Origin of the sequence: Micromonospora sp. D93 (genome assembly GCF_018070365.1) — a bacterium.
Taxonomy (GTDB): domain Bacteria; phylum Actinomycetota; class Actinomycetes; order Mycobacteriales; family Micromonosporaceae; genus Micromonospora; species Micromonospora ureilytica.
On the sequence record NZ_JAGPXW010000001.1, the window covers coordinates 1 to 23685 of the forward strand.

Sequence of the window (23685 nt, forward strand, 5' to 3'; positions counted from 1 at the left end):
GGATGGGGGTGGGGGTGCGGCGGGTGGTGCGCCAGCGGGAGAGGGCCAGGGTGGCGGAGTAGCCGGCCAGCACGATCACGTGGAACAGGTAGAGCCAGAGGAGTACGGCCACGCCGGCGCCGATCTCGTCGAAGCCGCCGAAGGGCACTCCCAGGTCCAGCGGGAGCGAGGCGAAGAGCACGAAGCCGTGCAGGAACCCGGAGAGGTTCGCCGCGGTGAACGACCCGACCCCGAGGGTGGAGAGCCAGTCCGGTGAGGCCGGCCCGACGACCCGGAACACCCACACCAGCACCGGCGTGAGCACCAGCCAGACCGCGAGGAACGACAGCACCACGCCGAGCACACCGAGCCAACCACCCTGGCGTACGAGGCGGGTGGTGAGCGGGAGCGCCAGCAGGATCGACAGCAGCAGTGCGGGGGCCGGCGCGAGCAGTGGCAGCAGCAGGAGCCGCCCCCGCCAGCCGACCAGGTGCTCGTCGGTGCGGGGCGCGGCCACCGAGACGAACGCCCGGCGCAGGCCCTCGCCGTACAGGGAGGCGGGCAGCAGGGAGGCCAGCGCCAGCAGCGGGGTCAACTCCACCCCGGCGTCGACGAGCGCGTCCACCGCCCGGGGCGCGCCGATGGCGGTGGGCAGGGCCTCGACGGCGTACGAGGTGAGCCGGCGTACCCGGTCGGCCCCGGCCACCAGTGCGGTGAGCCAGATCGCCAGCAGCGCGACCGGCACCACGGCGATCGCCCCGTAGAAGGTGATAGCGGCGGCGTGCAGCGACAGGTCTCGTCCGCGCACCGGACGGAACGCGGCGCTGGTGATCCGTTTCGCGCGCTGCCATCCGTTGCCCATCGGGTCCTCCTTCCCTGTCGTCGGCGCCGTCACTCCTTAAGATCGCCGGTCATGACTGTTCTCACCACCGAACGCCTGATCCTGCGCGATTGGACCGATGATCCGGCCGATCTGGTCCGGATCTACGACATCTACTCGCGTCCCGAGATCAGCCGATATCTGGGCGTGGCGTCGGGTCTGCCGATGACCGACCCGGCCCAGGCCGTCGAGCGGCTGGGGATCTGGCAGGAGCGGCACGCCGCCGACGGCGGTCGGTACGGAACCTGGGCGATAGAGGTACGCGAGACTGGTCAGGTGGTGGGCACTCTGTTGCTCAAGCCGCTGCCGGGGCGCGACGAGTCGCGCCGGACCGACGACATCGAGGTGGGCTGGCACCTGCACCCGGACGCGTGGGGTCACGGCTACGCCACCGAGGCGGCCCGCGCGGCGGTAGCCCGGGAGTTCGCCGCCGGTACCCGGAAGATCTACGCGGTCGTCTCGCCGAGCAACGAGCCGTCGATGGCGGTCGCCCGGAGGCTGGGCATGACCCATGTCGGTCAGCGCACCGACTGGTACGGCGGGGAGTTGCTGGAGACCTTCGCGCTGACGGCACCAGATGCTTGATCGTTCCCGTACGAACTGACGCAAGATCCGCGCAACTTCGGGGAAGGTGTGGCCTCCGGTCGTCGGGATGCCGCACCTTCCCCGAAGTTGTGGGCAGCTCAGCAGCTGTGGCAGCCGTCAGGGCAGACAAGTCCGTCAATAGTCACGGTGGTCGAAGTGTTGACGCTCTCTTAGCACGTCAGTAACCTTTGGCCAAAGTAACGCAAGATTTTGACAAACGTGTGCACGGTTCTGTGCATGCTCCCGGAAGATTCAACGGGCCTCCTGGGGAGGTCCGTTGATGGTCGTACCCATCAGGTGTTTCCAGGACGAGCGGTGCCCCCGCGCCGCCCGCGCCACCCCGTCTCGCGCCACACCGGCCCTCCCGCATCGGCCGGCGCTGCACCGCCGCACCCCCACCCCGTGGTCACGCCACCGCGGCAACCGTCCCCCGACGACAAGGACAGTGATGAGACGAACGAATCTGTTCAGGATGGTGGCGGCCACGGCCGCCGCCGCGCTGATCGCCACGGCCGGGGCGACCGCCGTCGCGAACCCGGCCGCCGCCCGTCCCGCCGACGCGGCAGCCGCACCGGCCGCCGACTTCGCTGCGGCGGCCACCAACCTCGCGCAGGGCCGCCCCACCCAGGAGAGCGGCCACGCCGACGTCTACGACTCGTCGAAGGTCGTCGACGGCAACGCGGGCAGCTACTGGGAGAGCGTCAACAACTCGTTCCCGCAGTGGGTGCAGGTCGATCTCGGCTCGTCGCAGAGCGTCAACCAGGTCGTGCTGAAGCTGCCGACCTCCGGTTGGGGGACCCGGACGCAGACATTGAGCGTGCGGGGCAGCACCAACGGTTCGTCCTTCACCGATCTGGTCGGGTCACAGACGTACACCTTCAACCCGGCGAGCGGCAGCACCGCCACGATCAACTTCAGCGCCACCTCCACCCGCTACGTCCGGATCACCATCACCGCCAACAGCGGCTGGCCGGCCGGGCAGCTCTCCGAGCTTGAGGTGTACGGCAGCGGCGGCACCACCCCCGACACCACGGCGCCGAGCGTTCCGGGCAACCTCTCGTACACCCAGTCGGGCACCACCATCAGCCTCAACTGGGTCGCGTCGACCGACAACGCGGGCGGCAGCGGCGTCGCCGGCTACGACGTCTACCGCAACGGCGCGTTCCTCCAGTCCGTCGGCAACGTGACCACGTTCAACGACACGCAGCCGGCCACGGCGACCGTGTCCTACTACGTCCGGGCCCGCGACGCCGCCGGCAACCTCTCCGGCAACAGCAACACGGTCACCCGTACCGGCAGTGGTGACACCACCGCGCCGAGCACCCCGGGGACGCTGTCGCACAGCACCTCGGGCAGCACGGTCACGCTCACCTGGGGAGCCTCCACCGACTCCGGCGGCAGCGGGCTGGCCGGCTACAACGTCTACCGGGGCGGCAGCCTCATCGCGACGCTGGGCACCGTCCTCACCTATCAGGACACCCAGGCGGCGACGGCGACCGTGTCGTACTACGTCCGCGCCCGCGACGGCGCCGGCAACCTGTCCGGCAACAGCAACACCGTCACCCGGACCGGCAGCAACCCGCCCGCCTGCACCAACGTGGCCCAGGGCAAGAGCATGACGGCGAGCGGCTCCACCTTCAGCTTCACCCCGGACAAGGCGAACGACGGGCAGCTCAGCAGCTACTGGGAGGGTGCGGCGAGCTACCCGCAGAACCTGACAGTGGCGCTGGGCGCGAACCACTCCATCTCCGGTGTCACAGTGAAGCTCAACCCGGATTCGTCGTGGGGCACCCGGACCCAGACCATCCAGGTCCTCGGTCGCGACCAGGCGTCGTCCTCGTACACCAGTCTGGTGTCGGCGGCGGCCTACCAGTTCACCCAGGGCACCAACGTGGTGACCATCCCGGTCAGCGCGACCACCGCGGACGTGCAGTTGCGGTTCACCGGTAACACCGGTGCCCCGTCCGGCCAGGTCGCCGAGTTCGAGGTGTGCGGCACCCCGGCGCCCAACCCGGACCTGGTGGTCAGCTCGGTGAGCTGGTCGCCCACGTCGCCCAGCGAGGTCTCGCCGGTCACGCTCTCGGCCGTGGTGCAGAACATCGGCTCGGCGTCCGCCGGTGCCACCACCGTCAACTTCAGCCTGGCCGGCGCGGTCGCCGGCAGCGCCTCGGTGGGCGCGCTCGCCGCGGGCGCGTCGACCACCGTGTCGTTCAACGCTGGTACGCGGCCGATGGGCAGCTACGCCGTCTCGGCGGTGGTCGATCCGGCGAACACGATCGTCGAGCAGAACAACGGCAACAACAGCGTCACGGCGGCGTCGCCGCTGGTGGTGGCGCAGGCGCCGGGCCCCGACCTCCAGGTGCTCAGCATCGCCTCGAACCCGCCGAACCCGGCCGTCGGGGCGTCCGTCACCTTCACCGTGGCGGTTCGCAACCGGGGCACCGCCGCGACCGGCGCGACCACCGTCACCCGGCTGGTGGCGGGCAGCACCACGCTCAACACCAACACCGCCTCGATCGCCGCCGGCGCGACGGTCACCGTAGCCGTCAGCGGCAGCTGGACCGCCACCAGCGGCGGCGCCACCATCACGGCGACCGCCGACGCCACAAACGTCGTCACCGAGACCAACGAGACGAACAACGCGTTCAGCCAGTCGATAGTGGTCGGCCGGGGGGCCGCCGTCCCGTACGTCTCCTACGAGGCCGAGGCCGGTCGTTACCAGGGCACGCTGCTGGAGGCCGACCCGCTGCGCACCTTCGGGCACACCAACTTCGCCAGCGAGTCCTCGGGTCGCAAGTCGGTACGGCTCACCAGCACCGGCCAGTTCGTCGAGTTCACCTCGGCCAACCAGGCCAACTCCATAGTGGTGCGCAACTCCATCCCGGACGCAGCGGGTGGTGGCGGCATCGAGGCGACCATCAGCCTCTACGTCAACGACGTCTTCTCCCGGAAGTTGACCCTGTCGTCGAAGCACAGCTGGCTCTACGGCAACACCGACGGGCCGGAGGCGCTGACCAACACCCCGCAGGCCGACGCCCGACGGCTCTTCGACGAGTCGAACGCGCTGCTGGCGCAGTCGTACCCGGCCGGCACCCGGTTCAAGTTGCAGCGCGACTCGGGTGACACCGCCTCCTTCTACGTCATCGACACTATCGATCTGGAGCAGGTGGCGCCGGCGGCGAGCCAGCCGGCCGGCTGCACCTCCATCACGTCGTACGGTGCGGTCCCGAACGACGGGCTCGACGACACCGCAGCCATCCAGCGGGCGGTGACCGACGACCAGAACGGCGTCATCAGCTGCGTCTGGATTCCCGCCGGGCAGTGGCGGCAGGAGCAGAAGATCCTGACCGACGACCCGCTGAACCGGGGTACGCACAACCAGGTGGGCATCAGCAACGTCACGATCCGGGGCGCCGGCATGTGGCACTCGCAGCTCTACACGCTGACCGAGCCGCAGAACGTGGTGGGCGGCATCAACCACCCGCACGAGGGCAACTTCGGCTTCGACATCGACAAGAACACCCAGATCTCCGACATCGCGATCTTCGGCTCGGGCCGGATTCGCGGCGGTGACGGCAACGGCGAGGGCGGCGTCGGCCTGAACGGGCGCTTCGGCACCGGCACGAAGATCAGCAACGTCTGGATCGAGCACGCCAACGTGGGCGTCTGGGTGGGCCGCGACTACGACAACATCCCCGACCTGTGGGGGCCGGCCGACGGGCTGGACTTCAGCGGCATGCGGATCCGCAACACGTACGCCGACGGCATCAACTTCAGCAACGGCACGCGTAACTCGCGGGTGTTCAACTCGTCCTTCCGCACCACAGGTGACGACGCGCTCGCCGTCTGGGCCAACCCGTACGTCAAGGACCGCAGCGTCGACATCGCGCACGACAACCACTTCGTCAACAACACCATCCAGCTGCCCTGGCGGGCCAACGGCATCGCCATCTACGGCGGCTACGACAACTCGATCGAGAACAACCTGATCTACGACACCGCCAACTACCCGGGCATCATGCTGGCGACCGACCACGACCCGCTGCCGTTCTCCGGCACGACGCTGATCGCCAACAACGGGCTCTACCGCACCGGTGGCGCATTCTGGAACGAGGACCAGGAGTTCGGTGCCATCACGATCTTCCCGGCCACCAGGGACATCGTCGGGGTCACGATCCGGGACACCGACATCATCGACTCCACGTACGACGGAATTCAGTTCAAGAACGGTGGTGGCAACATACCGAACCTCGCGATCACCAACGTGCGGATCGACAAGTCCAACAACGGTGCCGGCATCCTCGCGATGAGCGGCGCGCGCGGCAACGCCAACCTGACCAACGTGACAATCACCAACTCGGCCGACGGCAACATCGTCATCCAGCCGGGCTCACAGTTCGTCATCACTCCCTGACCGACACGGTGTGAGTGAAGTCGGGGTGTCCGGATGTCGCGGACACCCCGACTTCCGTGTTGGGCACCGCCGCGCAGGGTCCGTCGTGGGCGTCGGGTCGCCGGCAGCGGCCGGCATCGCCGAGGTTGGCGTCACAAAACACTCGGGTACGCAGAAACTGCGCGTCCTCCTCGCTGAGCGTGGTCTCGCCGAAGTCGATGACGCTGAGATGGCCGAGCGAGTCGCGTAGCGCCACGGCCAGGGCCGTGACCTCGTCGAGGCTGGTCAGCATGGTCGGTAGGTGGATGATCCACCGTGGCGCGCTCATCGCAACGCCACCGTTCCTCCAGCCACCAACGTCTGCACCTGCTCATCGGTCAGGCCGCGCCGCTCCAGGACGCGACGACCCCAGCGGTGCAGCCGACACGGGTGTGCTGCCTCGTCCTTGCGGCAACGCTCACCGTCGGGCCGCTCGGGGACGTGCACGGTGACCGCCCTCAGCGCGAACACGACGTCCTCCGCGGTCAGGTAGGGCGGCAGTGGTAGATCATCGATAGGGCCCATGGTCCTCCCGTCTGGGCGGCGACCTCTCGATGAGCGGTATACCCCACAGGTATAAATATGACTTTGAGGTATACCGCTCGCGACAGTGACCGCTCCGAGTAGTTGTCCGACTTTCCACGATGGTCGTTTCACTGCTGGCCCAACGCAATCTTTCGCGGCAGAATGCGGACCAAGGGACGAGAGCCCTTACGCAGCGGCAGCCAGGGAGACGACGTGGACGACTCCGGCAGCACGGTCCCACGGAGGCAACTCGGCAGATATCTGAGAGAGCTTCCCGAAAATGCCTATGTGACGGTTACTGCGGCGGCCAAGGAACTGGAATGGTCGGCACCCCGCATCTGGCGCTACGAGACCGGTCAGGTCCCCATGCACCCGAACGACGTGGCGGCGATGTGCCGGGTTTACGGCGCGTCCCCGGAGACGATCGAGACGATGCGGGCGCTGGCACGCGAGACCAAGGCGCACGGCTGGTGGCACAGCTACGGCGAGGCGATCAAGGACTGGTTCAAGCTGTACGTCGGCCTGGAAGCCGCCGCCACCCGCATCCGCCACTACGAGGCGAACCTCGTCCCCGGCCTGTTGCAGACGGTCGAGTACATGACCGAGGTGATCGCCACCGACCACCCGCAGCTCGGTGAGGCAGAGCGCAAGGCTCGGGTGGACATCCGGCTGCGTCGGCAGCGATTGCTGGCGCGGGCGGTGCCCCGTGCCCCGCATCTCGACGTGATCCTGAACGAATCCGTGCTGCGTCGGCCGCTGCGCGACCGAGCGGCGATGACCCGGCAACTGGACGCCCTCGTGGTGACGAGCGAGCGGCACAACACCATCCTGCGAGTGCTACCACTGGCCGCTGGGCTGTTCCGTTGGGCATCGGCTGGCACCTTCACCATGCTCGACTTCCCGACTGACGTGCGGGAGCCGGAGCCAACCACGATCTACATGGACGGTCCCTGTGGCGCGGTCTACCTTGACAAGGCCCACGAGATCGAGGTTTACGAGAATGTGTGGCGTTCACTTGGGGAGCGGGCGCTGACCCCGATCGAGTCCCGTGAGCTGATCGTGGCGATAGCGAAGGAGATGACCGATGGTGCGTGACGGAGTCTGGCGCAAGTCGACCCGGTCCGGTGGCGACGGCAACTGCGTCGAGGTGGCGGGGTTCGCCGAGGCGGTCGGCGTACGCGACAGCAAAGACCGGCAGGGGCCGACGCTGACCTTCCCCCCCTCGGTCTGGACCGCCTTCATCGCGTCAACCTGCGCAAGGCAGTCGAACAACCGCCGCTGAGCCGCTCGCGCCACCTCGTTCACCGAGATCTTGGAAGAATTCGGCCCCGGGAGGGGCCATTTCCCTCCAAGATCTGTCGCAGGCCCGGGTTAGCCTCCCCGCGATTTCTGCGGAGGGTACGGAGTGGACCGGCTCGAACGCATGGTGGCACTGTTACGCAGCGGACAGACGGCCCGTGCCGATCAGCTACGGGCCGAGGCGCCCGGGGCGCTGCTGCCCCGGTGGACTGCCGGCGAGCCGTTGAGCCCGGTGTTGCGGCAGGTGCATCAGCTCGAAAGCTCGATCAGGGCAGTTTGCGTGGACGACACGTACGCCTGGGCGATGGCCGACGGCAGCATCTTTCGGATGCCCCTTGCCGGCGGCGAGGCGCAACGGCTGCGCCTGGAGGGCAGCCGCGAGTCCTTCTACTGGGAAGCCGTGTTCGACGGTGCGACAGTCGTCGCACTGGAGGACGAGCGGCTGCTCGTGTGGGACCTCGTGACGGGGAGGCTGCTACTGGCGACCGATCCGGATGACATTCCCCTCCGCGCGGGGCCCCTGCGGAGCCTCGGGGTCGGTGCCGGAGTGGCGGTCACCGGCACCGCGGGCGGATATCTGCTGAAGTGGGATCTGGCCGACGGCCGGCTGCTGGGCAGGACCGCCGCCCACAGCGGTGATGTCAACCGCGTGGCGATCAGCACCGACAGCGCTCCGATCGTGTTGAGCCTCGGTGGCGAGGACAGGTTCACGGAGACGCTGTGTTTCCATGACCTCGACGGGTTGTGCCGCACCGGCGAGGTGGCTGTGCCCGAGCAGGCGGGTGGCGGCGGCTGGGCGGTGCTGGACGGTCAGCGGCGGGCGGTGACCGTCGCCGAAGATGGCCTACTGACCGTCTGGGATCCCGTCGCGGTGGCACCGGTGGCACGGTTTCCCACCGCGGCACGCATACGTGAGGCGCTGGTCTTCATTGCTGACGGGGCCTGTGTGGTGCTCGGCGAGGGCGCTGCGCTGCGCATCATGGACCTGCGGGACGGCACGGTGCGCGGGACGATCCGGACTGACTTCACCCATCCCATCGACATGGTCGCGGTGCACAGCACGTTCGTCTTCGCGGCGCAGAGCGGGCGGACCAACCTCCTTGAGTTGACCGATCCCTTCACGCAGGACGACAAGGACCGGCCGTACTTCCGAGACGCCGTCCCTGCCACGATCGACGGGCGGCCCGCGATCATCGCGGTGGAAGAGGGCGGCTCGTTCGAGGTCATCGACGCGGCCGATGGGCGGAGGTTCGGCGAGCCGGCCGGCGAACGGAGCATCACACTTCGGACCGCAGTCTGGTACCCCCGACCAGGAGTTGTCACCGTAGGCGAGCGGGACCTCCTTGTCGTCATGTCGGAGTATGGCCCGACAACCGTCGACCCGGACACTGGCGATACCCACACCGCGCCCGAGTCGTCTCTGAGCCCAGCAGGACCGAGTTTGATCGCTACCCGCAACGGCCTCATAGCGGCGACAAACGACAAAGGTGTACTCGCTGTCTGGGACGCGGCCACCCTGACGCTGCACGCTTCGCTCCAACTGGCCGAGGCATACGGGACGATCTCACTTGCGCTCGCTGACCTGCACGGCCGCACCGTCGTCTTAGCCGGCACCCAAGGCGGCGGGATTCGTTGGTTCGAGAGCGCCGACCTGACCGAGATCACCCCACCAGGCCGATTCGCCGAGCGCCCCGACCGCACCGCCGTGAGGCACTGGGACTGGCCCGGACCCGAGGCCGTCACCGGATTGGACGTGTCCGGCTCCGTCGTGCTCGTGGCCGTCGACAACACCGTCACCTGCGCCGACATCGCCACCGGGGAGCCGTCCGGACCGGCCCTGACCCATCCGAACGAGGTCTTGGCGATACGGCCAACGGTCCTCGATGGTGTTCCGGTGGTCGCCACCAGCTGCGCCGACCGGACTCTTCGGGTCTGGGAGATCGGGACCGGTCACACGATCTGGTCCGTCGCCCTGCCCCAACCGGTCAGCCGGATCGTCTCGGTCGCTGCCGACCAGATCGTCGTCCTCACCGAGGGCCATCTGATTGCGGTCGGCCCAGGTCCCATGATTCCGTCCACCTGAGGGACGGGCGCGCAGATCTTGGACACTTTCCGTCCGCGCCGAACGGAAAGTGTCCAAGATCTCCGTCGATGCGCGGGCCTATCCACGTCGTCGGGTCGGGTCGGGTCGGGTCGGTGGAGTGTGAATTCCGCATGCCTGTTGGCGGACACCGCGTGCGATGTGCCTGTTGTCTGGGCTGCGCGACTAGGCTCAGCTGACCAGGATGGTCCGCTGAGGGGGTGAGCCCGGATGACCCAGGCAGCGTTCGCGCCGGAGCCGGCACCGCAGCACACCGAGCCGTCGTTCGACGTGCTGCGGTGGCACGACGAGCCCTGGACCGCGCAGCTCGCCCTCGACCTGTTGCCGGAGACCAACGGCCCCAAGGTTGAGGTCCTGAGCGGAAGCGTGATCGTGACACCACATGCCGGGTACGACCATCAGGACGCGGAGCTGGGCCTCGCCTATCTCCTCAAGCAGGCAGCCCGTCGGGCGAAGCTGTGGCTCTACCTTGAGACGAACATCGTCTCGGGCCAGGATCTCTTTATCCCGGACATTGTCATTCTCGACGCTCCCGGCGGCGGTCGAACGACGATGGACATCAGGCACGCAGTGCTTCTCGGGGAGATCGTCTCGCCCGGAAACCGGCGCACGGACATCATCGATCGCCCGCGTGAGTACGCCGCCGCCCGCGTGCCCTTCTTCCTCCGGGTTGACCTGCGCAATCGGGTGCCCACCATCGCGTTGTACGAGCTGACCGAGGGGGAGTACCGGCCGGTGGCTGCCGCTGCGGCCGGGACGCGCTTCGTCATGCGGGAGCCGTTCGAGTTCTCCATCGATCCGGCCGACCTGCTGGGCGAGGAGGCGCTGCCCGAAGCGTCGCCGGAGGGCGACGGCTGAGGCTCCCAGCGGGCGTGCAGCGGGGGTGGGGAAGAATGGCGGGGTGACTTCCCCCCGCGACCTTGTACTGCTCGGGTCCACCGGCTCGATCGGCACCCAGGCCATCGACATCGTCCGGCGCAACCCGGACCGGTTCCGGGTGGTCGCCGTGGGCGCCGGCGGCGGCAACGTCGAGCTGCTCGCCGCGCAGGCCCTCGAACTGGGCGTCGAGGCGGTCGGGGTGGCCAAGGCGTCCGCCGCGCAGGACCTGCAACTCGCGTTCTACGCCGAGGCGAGCCGGCGCGGTTGGGCCACCGGCGACTTCAAGCTTCCCAAGATCGTGGCCGGCCCGGACGCCATGACCGAGCTGGCCCAGTGGCCGTGCGACATCGTGCTCAACGGGGTGGTCGGCTCGCTGGGCCTCGCTCCTACGCTGGCCGCGCTGCGCGGTGGTCGTACCCTCGCGTTGGCCAACAAGGAGTCGCTCGTGGCCGGCGGCCCGCTGGTGAAGGCCGCGGTGACGCGGCCGGGGCAGATCGTCCCGGTCGACTCGGAGCACTCGGCGCTGGCGCAGTGCCTGCGCTCCGGGACGCGCGGCGAGGTGCGGCGGCTGATCGTCACGGCCAGCGGCGGCCCGTTCCGGGGTCGGCGGCGCGACGCGTTGACGCAGGTCACACCCGAGCAGGCCCTCGCGCACCCGACCTGGAACATGGGGCCGGTCGTCACGATCAACTCCGCCACCATGGTCAACAAGGCCCTGGAGGTGATCGAGGCGCACGAGCTGTTCGACGTGCCCTACGCCGACATCACAGTGATGGTGCATCCGCAGTCGGTGATCCACTCGATGGTCGAGTTCGTCGACGGGTCGACGATCGCCCAGGCCAGCCCACCAGACATGCGGCTGCCGATCGCGCTCGGCATCGGCTGGCCGGACCGGGTGCCCGAGGCCGCCACCGCCGTCGACTGGACGGCCGCGCACACCTGGGAGTTCGCGCCGCTCGACGACGAGGCGTTCCCGGCCGTCGCCCTGGCCAAGGCCGCCGGGAAGACCGGGCGCTGCCGGCCGGCGATCTACAACGCGGCGAACGAGGAGTGCGTGGCCGCGTTCGTGGCGGGCCGGCTGCCGTTCCTCGGCATCGTCGACACCCTCGAACGGGTGTTGGAGGAGGCTCCGGACTTCGACGAACCAGGTACCGTCGAGGACGTGCTCGCGGCCGAGTCGTGGGCACGCGCGCACGCGCAGGAGATCATCGCGGGTTCGGTGGAAGGAGCTTGATGTCGTACCTGCTCGGGGTGGTCCTCTTCGCCCTGGCCATTCTCATCTCGGTGAGCCTGCACGAGGCGGGTCACCTGTTGACCGCCAAGGCGTTCGGGATGAAAGTCACGAAGTACTTCGTCGGTTTCGGCCCCACCATCTGGTCGTTCCGCCGGGGTGAGACGGAGTACGGCCTCAAGGGCATCCCCCTCGGCGGCTTCTGCAAGATCGTCGGGATGACGCCGCAGGACGACGACGTCGAGCCGGGCGACGAGTCGCGCGTGATGTGGCGCTACCCGGTCTGGAAGCGGACGATCGTGATGGCCGCCGGGTCGATCACGCACTTCGCGCTCGCCCTGGTCACGATCTGGATCCTCGCCGTCTCCGCCGGCCTGCCCAACCCCGACTTCCCGACCACCGACGCGCAGGCCCGCCAGGAGCCCGCCGTCATCCAGCTCAGCCAGTGCGTGGTTCCGGAGAACGCGGTGCGGGCGTGCACCCCCGCCGACGCGGCCAGCCCGGCCGCCGAGGGGCAACTGCAGAACGGTGACCGGATCACCTCGGTCAACGGCACCACGATCAACTCCTACGGCGACCTGCTCACCACGCTGCGCGGGCTCAAGCCGGGCGACACCGCGCAGATCGCGTACGTCCGCGACGGCCAGCCGGGCACCACCAGCACGGTGCTCGCGCAGACCCAGCGTCCGCCGCTGGACGACCCCAAGGGCGCCGCCGCGCCGGTCGCCGCACTCGGCGTCGGGCTCGTCCCCAGCACGCCCACCCGCGTGACGTACGGCCCGATCGGCGCCTTCGGCGCCACCGCCGACTTCACCGGTCAACTGGCCGTCGGCACCGCCCAGGCGCTCCAGCGCCTCCCACAAAAGGTGCCCGCCCTGTGGACCGCCCTCACCGGCGGCGAACGGGACATCGACACCCCGATCAGCGTGGTCGGCGCCAGCCGACTCGGCGGCGAGGCGGTGGAGAACAACGCCTGGCTGGTCTTCTTCCTGCTCTTCGTGTCGCTGAACTTCTTCATCGGCGTGTTCAACCTGCTGCCGCTGCTCCCGGTGGACGGCGGTCACATCGCCATCGCCTGGTTCGAACGGGCCCGTTCCTGGGTCTACGCGCGGATCGGCCGGGCCGACCCCGGCCGGGTGGACTACCTCAAACTGATGCCCTTCACGTACGCGGTGATCCTCATCGGTGGCGCGTTCACGCTGCTGACCATCGCCGCGGATGTCGTCAACCCCATCACGCTTATCTCAAGGTGAGTGCCTGAAGTGACAGCTATCAGTCTCGGTATCCCCGCCATGCCGCCCCCGCCGCTCGCCCCCCGTCGGGCCAGCCGCCAGATCATGGTCGGCTCGGTCCCGGTCGGTGGCGGTGCGCCGGTGTCCGTGCAGTCGATGACCACGACCCTCACCTCCGACATCAACGCGACCCTCCAGCAGATCGCCGAGCTGACCGCGTCCGGCTGCCAGATCGTCCGGGTTGCCGTGCCGTCCCAGGACGACGTCGAGGCACTGCCCGCGATCGCCAAGAAGTCGCAGATCCCGGTGATCGCCGACATCCACTTCCAGCCCAAGTACGTCTTCGCCGCGATCGACGCCGGCTGCGCGGCGGTCCGGGTCAACCCGGGCAACATCCGGCAGTTCGACGACAAGGTCAAGGAGATCGCCCGTGCCGCGGGGGCGGCGGGAACGCCGATCCGGATCGGCGTCAACGCCGGGTCACTGGACAAGCGCCTGCTGAGCAAGTACGGCAAGGCCACCGCCGAAGCGCTTGTCGAGTCGGCGCTGTGGGAGTGCTCGCTGTTCGAGGAGCACGGCTTCCGCGACATCAAGATCTCCGTCAAGCACAACGACCCGGTCGTGATGATCCGGGCGTACCGGCAGCTCGCCGAGCAGTGCGACTACCCGCTGCACCTCGGCGTCACCGAGGCCGGGCCGGCGTTCCAGGGCACCATCAAGTCCGCGGTCGCCTTCGGTGCGCTGCTGGCAGAGGGGATCGGCGACACGATCCGGGTGTCGCTGTCCGCCCCGCCGGTCGAGGAGATCAAGGTCGGCAACCAGATCCTGGAGTCCCTCGGCCTGCGCGAGCGGGGCCTGGAGATCGTCTCGTGCCCGTCCTGTGGGCGGGCCCAGGTGGACGTCTACAAGCTCGCCGAGGAGGTCACCGCCGGTCTGGAAGGGCTGCCGGTGCCGCTGCGCGTCGCCGTCATGGGCTGCGTGGTCAACGGTCCGGGCGAGGCCCGGGAAGCCGACCTCGGTGTCGCCTCCGGCAACGGCAAGGGCCAGATCTTCGTCAAGGGCAAGGTCGTCAAGACGGTGCCCGAGGCGCAGATCGTCGAGACGCTGATCGAGGAGGCGCTGCGGATCGCCGACGAGATGGGCGCCGAGCTGCCCGAGGAGCTGCGCGGGCTGGTCACCGGCCCGACCGTCACCGTGCACTGATTTTCCATGTGAAGACAGCGGCCGTTCCCCGTGCGGGGAACGGCCGCTGTGCGTTTCTGGTCTTTCTTCGCCCTGTGGCGCTGGTGGCGCTGTGGCGCTGGTGGTGCGGGCTGGTGTCACTCGGATTCGGCGAGGATCGCGTACAGCTTGCGTCGGGTCTCGTCGAGCACCTGGGCGGCCCGCTCGCGCTGGTCGTCGGTGCCGTTCATCATCACCTGCCGGAGAGCGTTCATCGCCTGCGCGCCGGAGTCGCGGATGTCGTGCCAGCTGCTCACCGTGCCCTGGGCGACGTCCGCCCACGGCGGGGTCTGCGCGGCCTCGGTGGCCTCCGCCTGACCGGCCTCGGTGACCGTGAACCGCTTCCGCCCGCCACCGGACTCCTCGGTGCTGGCGACGATCACGCCCTCGTCCTCCAGTAGCTGAAGGGTCGGGTAGATCGAGCCGGGGCTCGGCCGCCACGCACCGCCGGTGCGGGAGTCGATCTCCTGGATCATCTCGTAGCCGTGCATCGGCCGCTCGGTGAGCAGGGCCAACACGGAGGCTCGGACGTTGGGGCGTCGGCCCCGACCCCGTCCACGGCCTCGGCCGCCCCAGGGGCCGCCGTGTCCGTGCTCGTGGCCATGACCGTGCGGACCGGGCGGGACCGGCGGGAAGCCGAACCCCCGCATCCGGCCCTCGTGCATCGGGTGGTGCTGTCGGTGGAACCTCATGGGTTCTTCCTCTCTTAGGACTATCGCTGATGCATCAACGATATATCGGCAATGCATCGGCGACAACCCTCAGTTTCCCAAACCGTACGTACGTCTTGCTAGGGTGTCGGTCATGCGCCTGCTTCCTCCACCGGGTCCGTCCCGGGTCCTCACCCTCGGCACCCTGGTCAAGACCGTCGGGCGGGGCCTCTGGCTCGTCGCCAGCGCGCTCTTCCTCACCCGGTCGGTCGGCCTGTCGGCAACCCAGGTGGGCATCGGGCTGACCATCTCGGCTCTGGTCGGCGTCCTGGCCAGCACACCGAGCGGCTACCTGGCCGACCGCGTCGGTCCACGCGGCGTGCAGGTCGGCGCGCTGTTCGCCGCCGGCACCCTGACCATCGGCCTGATCGCCGTCCGGTCTTTCCCCACGTTCGTCCTGGTCGGAGCGGTCACCGCACTCGCCGACGCGGTCGAGCGCGGCGCCCGCGGCGCGCTGATCGCCGGCGCGATCCCGGCCGACGAACGGGTCCGCACCCGCGCCTACCTGCGAGCCACCACCAACGTCGGGATCTCCCTCGGCGCCGTCCTCGGCGGCTTCGCCATCGCCGCCGACACCCGAACCGGGTACGTCGCGCTGATCCTGGCCTCGGCGGCGACGTCACTGGCCGCGGCGGTCATCTTCCTCCGACTGCCCAGGATCGCTCCGGTCGCCGCCCCGCCGCGCGGCCCTCGGCTGGTCGCCCTGCGGGACCGCCCGTTCCTCGCCTTCACACTGGTCGACGGGCTGATGTCGATGCACTTCAGCCTGCTCACCATCGCCCTGCCGCTGTGGATCGCCGGCCACACCCGAGCGCCAGTCTGGATGATCTCCGCGTTGACGCTCGTCAACACCGTGCTGGTGGTGCTCCTTCAGGTACGCGCCGCGCGTACCGCCGCCACAGTGCCGGGAGCCGCCCGCGCCGCCCGTCGAGCGGGCGTGGCAATCGCGCTCGCCTGCGTACTCTTCGCCGCCAGCGGCGCCCTGCCCACCGCCGGCGCGGTGGGCCTGCTCGGCCTCGGGGCGGTAGCGCACGTCACCGGGGAGCTGTGGCACTCCGCCGCCGGCTGGGGGATCTCCTTCGGGCTGGCACCGGCGGACGCCCAGGGGCAGTACCAGGGGGCGTACGGCATGGGCTACGAACTGGGCAAGATGCTCGCACCAGTGGTGGTGACCACCCTCGCGCTCGGCTGGGGCGTACCGGGCTGGCTTGTGCTCGGCGCCCTGTTTCTCCTGCTCGGGGCCATGGTGCCCCCGGTCGTCCGGTGGGCCGTGCGGACCCGGCCGATCAGTGGACCCGCAGAACCAGGGCCGGCCTCGGCACTCGACCGGCGGAGCGGGGGGTCGATCTGGCAGGCTGATAGTCGTGCTGACGGTGCCGGTACGCCAACTGGGGGAATCGGAGCGCCGCGCGGTCGAGCGACTGCTCGACCATGACCCGTTCGCGGGCGCGCAGGTCGCCGAGCGGATCGCCGCGCGCGGGCTCTCCTGGTGGCGGGCCGAGGGCAGAATCCTGGGGTACGGGGCCCGCCGCAACCTCGAATCACTCTGCTGGCTCGGCGGCAACCTGACCCCGGTGCTGGCCAGCGATGCAGCGGTGGCCGCCTTCGCCGACCTGCTCGCGGGCGAGGAACGGCTCTGCTCCTCCATCGTCGGCCGGGCCGATGCCGTCCTCGGGCTGTGGGACCGACTCTCCGACACGTGGGGGCCAGCGCGAGACGTCCGCCCCAATCAGCCACTGCTCGTCACCGACACGCTGCCACCCGTACCCGCCGACCCGGAAGTACGCCAGGTCCGCTCCGGCGAGGTCGACCGGCTCTTCCCGGCGGCGGTCGCCATGTACACCGAAGAGGTCGGCGTCTCCCCGCTCGCCGAGGACGGCGGCCGCAGCTACCGCCGGCGAGTCAACGACCTGGTTCGGACCGGTCGCGCGTACGCCCGCATCGTCGACGGCAAGGTCGTGTTCAAGGCCGAACTGGCCGTGGTGACCAAACGGACCGCACAGATCCAGGGCGTCTGGGTGGCACCGGAGTGGCGAGGCCGAGGGATCGCCACCGCCGCCATGGCAGCCGTGGTCCGCGACGCGCTGCTGCGGGTCGCCCCCACCGTCAGCCTGTACGTCAACGACTTCAACCTCCCGGCCCGCCGCGTCTACGAACGCTGCGGCTTCCAGCCGATCGGCACCCTGGCCACTGTCCTCTTCTGACGGGTTGGCTGCGGGACGGCCCGTGGCTGGCTGGTGTATCCCCGCAGATCTTGGACACTTTCCGTTCGCGCAGAACGGAAAGTGTCCAAGATCTGCGGGCGAATCCGGCCGGTCGACATCATCCGCCTCCGCCGGCGGCCGGCGGCCGCCGGCTGGCGGGGTCCGGCGGGCGGGGGGTGGCCGGCGGGCGGGGGGCCGGTGAACGGCGGCCGGTGGATGGTGGCCGGCGACAGCAGAAGGCCGCTGGCCGGCACCCCCGGGTTGCGGGTGCCGGCCAGCGGTCGGTGTCGTGCGGTCGTGCGGGTGGTGCGGTGGTGCGGTGGTGCGGTGGTGCTGGCGTGCTGGCGTGCGGTGGTGCTGGCGTGCTGTGGTGCTGGGGTGCTGTGGTGCTGGGGTGCTGGGGTGCGGGTTCGCGGGTCAGCTGTTCCAGTGCTGGGTGACGAGGTCGGTGGCCTGCTGCTCCCACTGGGCGTAGGCGTCCGGGTAGGCGGAGACCTGGACGGTCTGCGCGGCCTGGGTCAGGGGCATGTCCTGCCAGCCGTCGACCTGCTTGAGGCCCTTCAGGAACGCGGTCGTCGAGTAGGCGGGGTCGGTGATCTGCTCCGGGGTGCCCCAGCCGCTGGACGGGCGCTGCTGGAACAGGCCCAGCGAGTCGTGGTCGTTGATGTCGCCGAGGTGGCCCAGGTTCTCCAGCTTCGACTCCTGCAGGCTGGTGGCGATGGAGATGACCGCGGCCCGCTCGGGCAGGCCGGCCTTCTTCGTGGCGGCGATGATGGCCTTGACGTTGGTGGTCTGCTCGTCGTTGAGGGTGATGTGGGACTGGTCGCCCTGCGGCTTCGGCGCCTGGACGGCTACGGCGGCGGGCTTGGTGTCCACGGGGTTGGCGTGGGCGGCGATCGGGCCGGCGAAGACACCGCCGGCGAACGCGAGACCGGCAACGGACAGCATGCTCTTACGGAAGATCGTGTTCATGAGGGGTAGCTCCTTCGGGGGTAGGACACCCCGACCGCCAAAGGGGGGCGGCGGCAGGGTGTGAGCACCTCGTCCGGCGCTGCACAAAAAGTCTTTGGGGGGTGACGCCTACGGGGCGTCGGGGTCGGCGGCCTACGGGCGGGGGGCTCGTGGCGCCGGGTTCAGGTGTAACGACCGGGGGCCGGGGGTCATTCCGGGGGTTGGCCCATCCGTTGGCACCCGCATCGCGGCGGCGCCCGGTGCTCGTTCGTGGGGACCGCAACGACCGGGGGCCTGAGGTCGTTCCGGAGGGGCCCACCTGCCGGCACCCTCGTGAAGGCGGTGCCTGCGGCCGTACGCGGGGACTGTAACGGCCGGGTGGAGGCTGGCATTCCAGCCTGCGCGACTCACCCTCAGGGATCGGGCGGCGGGTCGGTGGTGCTGCGATCGTCAGGGTATGTAACGACCCCGGCCCGGCCATGATTCCGACCCAACGGGTGCGACCGGTCACTCCCCACAAACACCCACCACCGAACAAAACACCCACCCACACCGGACCTGCGCGGCGCCGCGAATCGCCCCACTCCCGCATGATCTACTCGGGTTCACCGAAGTCGCGGTGTCCCGGACACCCGGACACCCCGACTTCATGAAACCCGAGTCGATCAAGACGTCGGATAGCGGCGCGACGTCGTAGAACCCCGCCGATCGGACAAAACGCCCGACGGTCGTCCCCGGCGGCGTCCCCGCGTCGGCTGACGGATGCCCTGCTCAGGGCCGGAAAATCGGTTGAGTTGACGGGTTGGTGCCGGCAGGCTGAGGTCTCCGCCACCCACGTCCCGGAGGACTTTCCATGCGCCTGCTCCGTGATCTGTGGGGTACTTCGACCCGTCGTATGACGATCGTGGCGGTTTTGATCGTGTTGGGCGCTGCGGGGCAGGCGGGCGCGTCGGCGCTGGCCGGCGCGGTGTTGGTGCATCGTTCGGCTGGCTTCTTCGCCGTGCTGGCCGCAGCGCTGGTCGCCGTGGTGCTCAGTGACCTCGCGGTGAGCCTGCTGATGGCCGGCCTGACCGCCGACTGGTCCGCCGACGTACGCCGCCGGCTCTGCCGGGTCGCGTTCGGGCAGGACCTGCCGACCCTGGAGACCACCCCGGTGGGTGAGCTGCTGGACCGGATCGACGGGGACGTCTATCAGGTGGCGTCGGCGATTCGTAACCAGGGCACCCGGCTCGCCCAGGGGCTCTGCGTCGGCCTGTTGTCGATGGTCGTGGCGTTGGTCGTGTGGTGGCCGGCCGGTGTCGCAATGCTGCTGCTCACTGTGGTGCTCGCAGTCAGTCTGCGCCGGCCCACGGCGCGGATCGCCCCGGCCCGGATGGCTGAGGAGGAGGCGTGGTCCGACCTGGCCGCCGTGATGGAGGAGGCGGTGCACGGCCAGGACGACGTACGGACCAGCCTGGCCCGCCCGTACGTGCTGCGGCTGTACGCACGGCGGGCCGCCGCCGTGCTGTCCCGGGGTGGCCTGGTCTGGGTGTTGTCCGCCCGGGTGGCGACGGTGGCGACCGCGACGATCCGGGCTGGGATCGGCGCGGTGGTGCTCGGCGGGGCCTGGGCGTTGGCCACCGATCGGATCGACGCCGCCCGGCTCACCGCCATCTGGCTGCTCGCCCTGGCCTTCGGGGCGACCGCGGAACACGTCAGCCGGATGGTGCCGGAGATCCAGGAGGCTCTCGGCGCGTGGGCTCGGGTGCAGTTGCTCTACAAGGCCCGGCAGGAGCCGGTCGGCGGGGCCAGCCCCAGTGAGGGTGACCTGCGCATTCGGGATCTGACATTCGGGTACGGGGAAGGTGACCGGGGGGCCGCGCTGAGCGGCCTCAGCCTCACCTTCACCCGCGGTCGTTCGTACGCGCTGATCGGGCGGACCGGTTCGGGCAAGTCGACGTTGGCGAAGGTGCTCACCCGGGCGGTGGACGTGCCGCCGGGCACTGTCTTCCTCGGCGGAACCGACCTGTGCGACCTCGACGTCGAGCAGCTGCGCCGTTGGGTGGCGCTGGTGCCGCAGCGCACCGAGATCCTGGCCGGCACGCTCGCCGAGAACGTCGCGCTCTTCGACCCGGAGTTGCTCGACGCGGCGGCGCGGGCGTTGGACGAGCTGGGCCTGGCCGGGTGGATCGCCGAGCTGCCGGACGGGTTGACGACGCGGCTGGGGGAGGGCGGGCATGTGCTCTCCGCCGGTCAGGAGCAGTTGGTGGCGTTCGCCCGGATTCTGGTCCGGGAGCCGCACGTGGTGATCCTCGACGAGGCCACCGCGCGCCTGGACCCGGTCACCGAGGCGCGGGTGCAGCGGGCCACCGAACGATTGCTGCGCGACCGGATCGGCATCGTCATCGCGCACCGACTGTCCTCGGTACGCCGCTGTGACGAGGTGGTCGTCCTGGCCGACGGCGCGGTGGTCGAGGCTGGTCCGCTGGAGACGTCGACGCGCTTCGCCGAACTGTTGGCGACCAGCCACGCCGCCGCGTACGCCACGGTGACGCCGGCCGGTCGCACCGGCGTCGGCACCGACCTGCTGGTCGGCCCCGGCCCGGCCGACGCCTGGCCGAGCGAGCCACCGCCCGCACCTGTCGAACCGGTCGCGCCGACCGAGCAGGCCAGCCCGGTCGTGCCGGTCGGGCCGACCCGGGCCGACCCGCCGCCACTGCCGCCGGAGCCGCCGGCCCGGACGCTGCGGGAGATCTTCCGACTCTGCACCAACGATCCCCGGTACGGGGCGGCGGCGATCGTGCTGTTCCTCGGTCTCAGCCTGCTCGGGCTGGACGGGCCGGTGCTGCCCTGGCTCTGGGCGGACCTGGTCGACGGGACCGGCAACCCGTACCTGCCGGCGGTGGGGATCGTCGCCGGGCTGCTGATCACCCTGCCGCTGCCGTTCTACACCCACGTCTGGTTCCCGCAGTGGTGGGTGCGGCAGATGCTGCGGATCGGCCTTCGCCTGGTGCACGGCCAGACCGGGCCGCGCCGGGTCAGCTCACACACCCCCGCCGAGGTGGTGGCGCAGGGTGGGGACACCGAGCGGGTGGTCCAGCTCGCCGACAACGTGCTGGACCAGACCGTCGCGCTGGTGCTCGTGGTCGCCATGACGGCGGTCACCGGCAGCGTCGTACCGGGGCTGTTCTTCCTCGGCACAATGGTCGTCTCCGGGCTGGCCGCGACGTTGTTCGGGCCGAAGCTGGAGCGCGCGGCCCGGGCGACGGTGGCGGCGCGGGCTTCCTTCGCCACGGCGCTGGTCTCCGCGCTCTCCGCGGCGCGGACGGTGAAGCTCGCCGGCGCGACCGCTGCGGTGCTGCGCCACCTGGCGGGCCTGGATGTGCTGCGCAGCGACCGGCAGCGGCGGGAGATCTCGGTGCAGGTGTGGGCGCGCTCCACGCCGTCGATGGCCAGTGGACTGTTGCCGATCGGTGCCTGGGCGCTGTACCTGAACGGTTCGCTCTCCGCCGGGGCGGTGCTGGTGGCCGTCTCCACCCTGGGTGCGGCCCGCTGGTTCGCCTGGACGACGGCGTCGTTGATCTCGCAGTTGCCCTCGGCGCGGGTCTGGACCCGGCGCACGGCGGCGATGACCGGGGTGAGCGCGTACTCGGCCGGGGTGCCGGAGGTCGACCTGACCGCCGGGACGGCGCCCGCGCCCACCATGCCGCCCCGGCATCCGCTGCGCCGGCTGGAGCTGCGCGGCTTCGGGGTGGTGCACTCCGACGGCACGGTGGCCGTCCGGGACGTGGACCTGACCGTGCAGCGGGGGCAGTTGGTGCTCATCGTCGGGCCGGTGGGGTCGGGCAAGTCCTCGTTGCTGCGGGCGTTGGCCGGGATCGTGCACCACACCGGCGAGCTGTCCTGGAACGGTGACCCGGTCACCGAGCCGGAGCTGTTCATGCGTCCCAACCAGGTCGGCTACGTCGGTCAGTTGCCCCGGGTGCTTTCCGGCACGGTGGCCGACAACATCGCCCTCGGGCACCAGGTGGACGCGGCCGGGGCGGTCAGCACCGCCCAGCTCGACCATGACCTGGCCGCCGCCGGTGGTGGGTTGGGCCTGCTCATCGGGCACAAGGGCACCCGGCTCTCCGGCGGGCAGTTGCAGCGGTTGGCGCTGGCCCGGGCGCTGGCCCCGCGTACCGAACTGCTTGTCGCCGACGACGTGTCGTCGGCGCTGGACGTCACGACCGAGCTGGCGCTGTGGCAGGCGTTGCGCGGCCACGGGGTGACGGTTGTCGGCTCGACCGCGAAGCGCGCCGCGTTGGTCCGGGCCGACCACGTGGTGGTGCTGCTCGGTGGCACGGTGGCGGCTCAGGGCACCTGGCAGGACCTGGAGGGCGACTGGTCGCACCTGGCCGGTTGACCGGCGCGGGCGTACTGGGCGGGCCCGGAGTACGCGACGCCGAGCTTCGCGGCGGCCCGGCGCGGCCAGTACGGGTCACGCAGCAACTCCCGGCCCAGCAGCACCAGGTCGGCCTCGCCGCCGGCGATGATCTGCTCGGCGTGCTCGGGCTCGACGATCAGGCCCACCGCGCCGGTCGGCACGCCGGCCTCGCGGCGGATCTGGGCGGCCAGCGGCACCTGGTAGCCGGGGCCGAGGGGGATGCGCTGGTCGGTGCTCACCCCACCGGAGGACGCGTCGACCAGGTCGACGCCGACACCGGCCAGCTCGCCGGCGAGCACCACGCTGTCCTCGATCGTCCAGCCGCCCTCGACCCAGTCGGTGGCGGAGATCCGGGTCAGCACCGGGACGTCCTCGCCGACCGCGGCACGCACCGCGCGGGCCACCTCCAGGGTGAGTCGCATCCGGGCGGCCCGGTCACCGCCGTACGAGTCGGTGCGGTGGTTGGTCAACGGCGAGAGGAACTCGTTGAGCAGGTAGCCGTGGGCGGCGTGGATCTCCACGGCGGCGAAGCCGGCGTCCAGCGCGCGTACGGCGCCGGCCGCGAACGCCTCGACCACACCGGCGATGCCGGCCTCGTCGAGGCTGGTCGGCGTGCGGTAGTTGGCGGTGAACGGCTCCGAGCCGGGGGCGACGGGCGTCCAGCCGCCCTCGGCGTCCGGCACGCCACCGCGCTCCGGCGCCCACGGCCGGTAGGTGGATGCCTTGAAGCCGGCGTGCGCGAGCTGCACGGCCGGCACCGCGCCGTGGGCGGCGACGAACGCGGTCACCGGCCGCCAGGCGTCGACGTGCGCACCGGACCAGAGCCCGGTGTCCTGTGGGCTGATGCGGCCCTCGGGGAGTACGGCGGTCGCCTCGGTCAGCACCAGGCCGGCGCCGCCGACGGCGCGACTGCCGAGGTGGATCAGGTGCCAGTCGGTGGGCAGACCGTCGGGGCCGGCAGAGTACTGGCACATCGGTGCCATCGCGATCCGGTTGGGCACTGTGACCGCGCGCAGGGCCAGGGGAGTGAACAGGGAACTCATGGGGTCAT

Annotated in this window: 18 protein-coding genes; 12 read left to right on the forward strand and 6 right to left on the reverse strand. The window is 70.2% G+C overall.

Annotation, left to right across the window (positions count from 1 at the left end):
- Positions 1–841 (reverse strand): YhjD/YihY/BrkB family envelope integrity protein (locus tag KBX71_RS00005; RefSeq protein ID WP_210815738.1); only part of this gene is annotated, 841 nt, incomplete at its 3' end.
- A gap of 51 nt (positions 842–892) precedes the next feature.
- Between KBX71_RS00005 and KBX71_RS00010 the strand changes: the two genes are divergently transcribed.
- Positions 893–1444, forward strand: a complete 552-nt coding sequence (locus tag KBX71_RS00010) for a GNAT family N-acetyltransferase (RefSeq protein WP_210815739.1) — start codon at positions 893–895, stop codon at positions 1442–1444.
- A 448-nt stretch (positions 1445–1892) separates the two neighbouring features.
- Positions 1893–5858 (forward strand): CARDB domain-containing protein, encoded by a 3966-nt coding sequence (locus KBX71_RS00015; protein ID WP_210815744.1) that lies wholly within the window; start codon positions 1893–1895, stop codon positions 5856–5858.
- Here KBX71_RS00015 and KBX71_RS00020 read toward each other — a convergent pair.
- The gene (locus KBX71_RS00020; RefSeq protein WP_247682695.1) at positions 5848–6165 is read right to left on the reverse strand and encodes a hypothetical protein; all 318 of its coding nucleotides are present in this window, start codon (positions 6163–6165) and stop codon (positions 5848–5850) included. The genes KBX71_RS00015 and KBX71_RS00020 overlap by 11 nt on opposite strands.
- Complete coding sequence (locus tag KBX71_RS00025) at positions 6162–6401, reverse strand: hypothetical protein (RefSeq protein ID WP_210815746.1); 240 nt, start codon at positions 6399–6401, stop codon at positions 6162–6164. The genes KBX71_RS00020 and KBX71_RS00025 overlap by 4 nt, the downstream gene beginning before the upstream one ends.
- Before the next feature lie 213 nt (positions 6402–6614).
- On the opposite strand from KBX71_RS00025, the gene KBX71_RS00030 reads away from it, so the two are divergent.
- From KBX71_RS00030 to ispG, 7 genes are all read left to right on the forward strand, one after another.
- Positions 6615–7496 carry a helix-turn-helix transcriptional regulator gene (locus KBX71_RS00030; protein ID WP_210815748.1) on the forward strand — a complete coding sequence of 294 codons (882 nt, stop codon included), beginning with the start codon at positions 6615–6617 and terminating at the stop codon, positions 7494–7496.
- Positions 7486–7683 carry a DUF397 domain-containing protein gene (locus KBX71_RS00035; RefSeq protein WP_210815750.1) on the forward strand — a complete coding sequence of 66 codons (198 nt, stop codon included), beginning with the start codon at positions 7486–7488 and terminating at the stop codon, positions 7681–7683. The genes KBX71_RS00030 and KBX71_RS00035 overlap by 11 nt, the downstream gene beginning before the upstream one ends.
- A 123-nt stretch (positions 7684–7806) precedes the next feature.
- Entirely contained in the window at positions 7807–9783 is a 1977-nt protein-coding gene (locus KBX71_RS00040; RefSeq protein ID WP_210815752.1) for a hypothetical protein, read from the forward strand.
- 228 nt (positions 9784–10011) lie between these two features.
- Entirely contained in the window at positions 10012–10659 is a 648-nt protein-coding gene (locus KBX71_RS00045) for a Uma2 family endonuclease (RefSeq protein ID WP_210815754.1), read from the forward strand.
- 43 nt (positions 10660–10702) lie between these two features.
- Positions 10703–11914, forward strand: coding sequence for a 1-deoxy-D-xylulose-5-phosphate reductoisomerase (gene dxr, locus KBX71_RS00050; protein WP_210815757.1), 1212 nt, complete (start codon positions 10703–10705; stop codon positions 11912–11914).
- Positions 11914–13164 (forward strand): RIP metalloprotease, encoded by a 1251-nt coding sequence (locus tag KBX71_RS00055; protein WP_210815758.1) that lies wholly within the window; start codon positions 11914–11916, stop codon positions 13162–13164. The genes dxr and KBX71_RS00055 overlap by 1 nt, the downstream gene beginning before the upstream one ends.
- Before the next feature lie 9 nt (positions 13165–13173).
- On the forward strand, positions 13174–14346 hold the full coding sequence (gene ispG / locus KBX71_RS00060) for a flavodoxin-dependent (E)-4-hydroxy-3-methylbut-2-enyl-diphosphate synthase (RefSeq protein ID WP_210815759.1): 1173 nt from the start codon (positions 13174–13176) through the stop codon (positions 14344–14346).
- Between the two features lie 116 nt (positions 14347–14462).
- Here ispG and KBX71_RS00065 read toward each other — a convergent pair whose 3' ends face one another.
- Positions 14463–15056 carry a PadR family transcriptional regulator gene (locus KBX71_RS00065; protein WP_124821820.1) on the reverse strand — a complete coding sequence of 198 codons (594 nt, stop codon included), beginning with the start codon at positions 15054–15056 and terminating at the stop codon, positions 14463–14465.
- 112 nt (positions 15057–15168) lie between these two features.
- On the opposite strand from KBX71_RS00065, the gene KBX71_RS00070 reads away from it, so the two are divergent.
- Positions 15169–16509, forward strand: a complete 1341-nt coding sequence (locus tag KBX71_RS00070; protein ID WP_210815760.1) for an MFS transporter — start codon at positions 15169–15171, stop codon at positions 16507–16509.
- Positions 16439–17278 (forward strand): DUF4081 domain-containing GNAT family N-acetyltransferase, encoded by an 840-nt coding sequence (locus KBX71_RS00075; RefSeq protein WP_210815761.1) that lies wholly within the window; start codon positions 16439–16441, stop codon positions 17276–17278. Before KBX71_RS00070 ends, KBX71_RS00075 begins: the two co-directional genes overlap by 71 nt.
- Positions 17279–17695: 417 nt before the next feature.
- Here the strand turns inward: KBX71_RS00075 and KBX71_RS00080 are convergent, their stop codons facing one another.
- The gene (locus tag KBX71_RS00080) at positions 17696–18250 is read right to left on the reverse strand and encodes a hypothetical protein (protein ID WP_210815762.1); all 555 of its coding nucleotides are present in this window, start codon (positions 18248–18250) and stop codon (positions 17696–17698) included.
- A gap of 832 nt (positions 18251–19082) precedes the next feature.
- On the opposite strand from KBX71_RS00080, the gene KBX71_RS00085 reads away from it, so the two are divergent.
- Positions 19083–22613, forward strand: a complete 3531-nt coding sequence (locus tag KBX71_RS00085; protein WP_210815764.1) for an ABC transporter ATP-binding protein — start codon at positions 19083–19085, stop codon at positions 22611–22613.
- On the opposite strand, the gene KBX71_RS00090 is transcribed toward KBX71_RS00085, so the two are convergent.
- Complete coding sequence (locus KBX71_RS00090; RefSeq protein ID WP_210815766.1) at positions 22562–23677, reverse strand: NADH:flavin oxidoreductase/NADH oxidase; 1116 nt, start codon at positions 23675–23677, stop codon at positions 22562–22564. The two genes, KBX71_RS00085 and KBX71_RS00090, sit on opposite strands and share 52 nt — an antisense overlap.
- Between the last annotated feature and the right edge of the window lie 8 nt (positions 23678–23685).

What these genes read in the sequence shown, in the direction of transcription:
- KBX71_RS00055 (WP_210815758.1), top strand. Translation starts at nt 11,914, where the DNA reads ATGTCGTACCTGCTCGGGGTGGTCCTCTTCGCCCTGGCCATTCTCATC.
- KBX71_RS00045 (WP_210815754.1), top strand. Translation starts at nt 10,012, where the DNA reads ATGACCCAGGCAGCGTTCGCGCCGGAGCCGGCACCGCAGCACACCGAG.
- KBX71_RS00010 (WP_210815739.1), top strand. Translation starts at nt 893, where the DNA reads ATGACTGTTCTCACCACCGAACGCCTGATCCTGCGCGATTGGACCGAT.
- KBX71_RS00015 (WP_210815744.1), top strand. Translation starts at nt 1,893, where the DNA reads ATGAGACGAACGAATCTGTTCAGGATGGTGGCGGCCACGGCCGCCGCC.
- KBX71_RS00070 (WP_210815760.1), top strand. Translation starts at nt 15,169, where the DNA reads ATGCGCCTGCTTCCTCCACCGGGTCCGTCCCGGGTCCTCACCCTCGGC.
- KBX71_RS00085 (WP_210815764.1), top strand. Translation starts at nt 19,083, where the DNA reads ATGCGCCTGCTCCGTGATCTGTGGGGTACTTCGACCCGTCGTATGACG.
- KBX71_RS00020 (WP_247682695.1), bottom strand. Translation starts at nt 6,165, where the DNA reads ATGAGCGCGCCACGGTGGATCATCCACCTACCGACCATGCTGACCAGC.
- KBX71_RS00035 (WP_210815750.1), top strand. Translation starts at nt 7,486, where the DNA reads ATGGTGCGTGACGGAGTCTGGCGCAAGTCGACCCGGTCCGGTGGCGAC.
- KBX71_RS00090 (WP_210815766.1), bottom strand. Translation starts at nt 23,677, where the DNA reads ATGAGTTCCCTGTTCACTCCCCTGGCCCTGCGCGCGGTCACAGTGCCC.
- KBX71_RS00080 (WP_210815762.1), bottom strand. Translation starts at nt 18,250, where the DNA reads ATGAACACGATCTTCCGTAAGAGCATGCTGTCCGTTGCCGGTCTCGCG.
- KBX71_RS00025 (WP_210815746.1), bottom strand. Translation starts at nt 6,401, where the DNA reads ATGGGCCCTATCGATGATCTACCACTGCCGCCCTACCTGACCGCGGAG.
- KBX71_RS00065 (WP_124821820.1), bottom strand. Translation starts at nt 15,056, where the DNA reads ATGAGGTTCCACCGACAGCACCACCCGATGCACGAGGGCCGGATGCGG.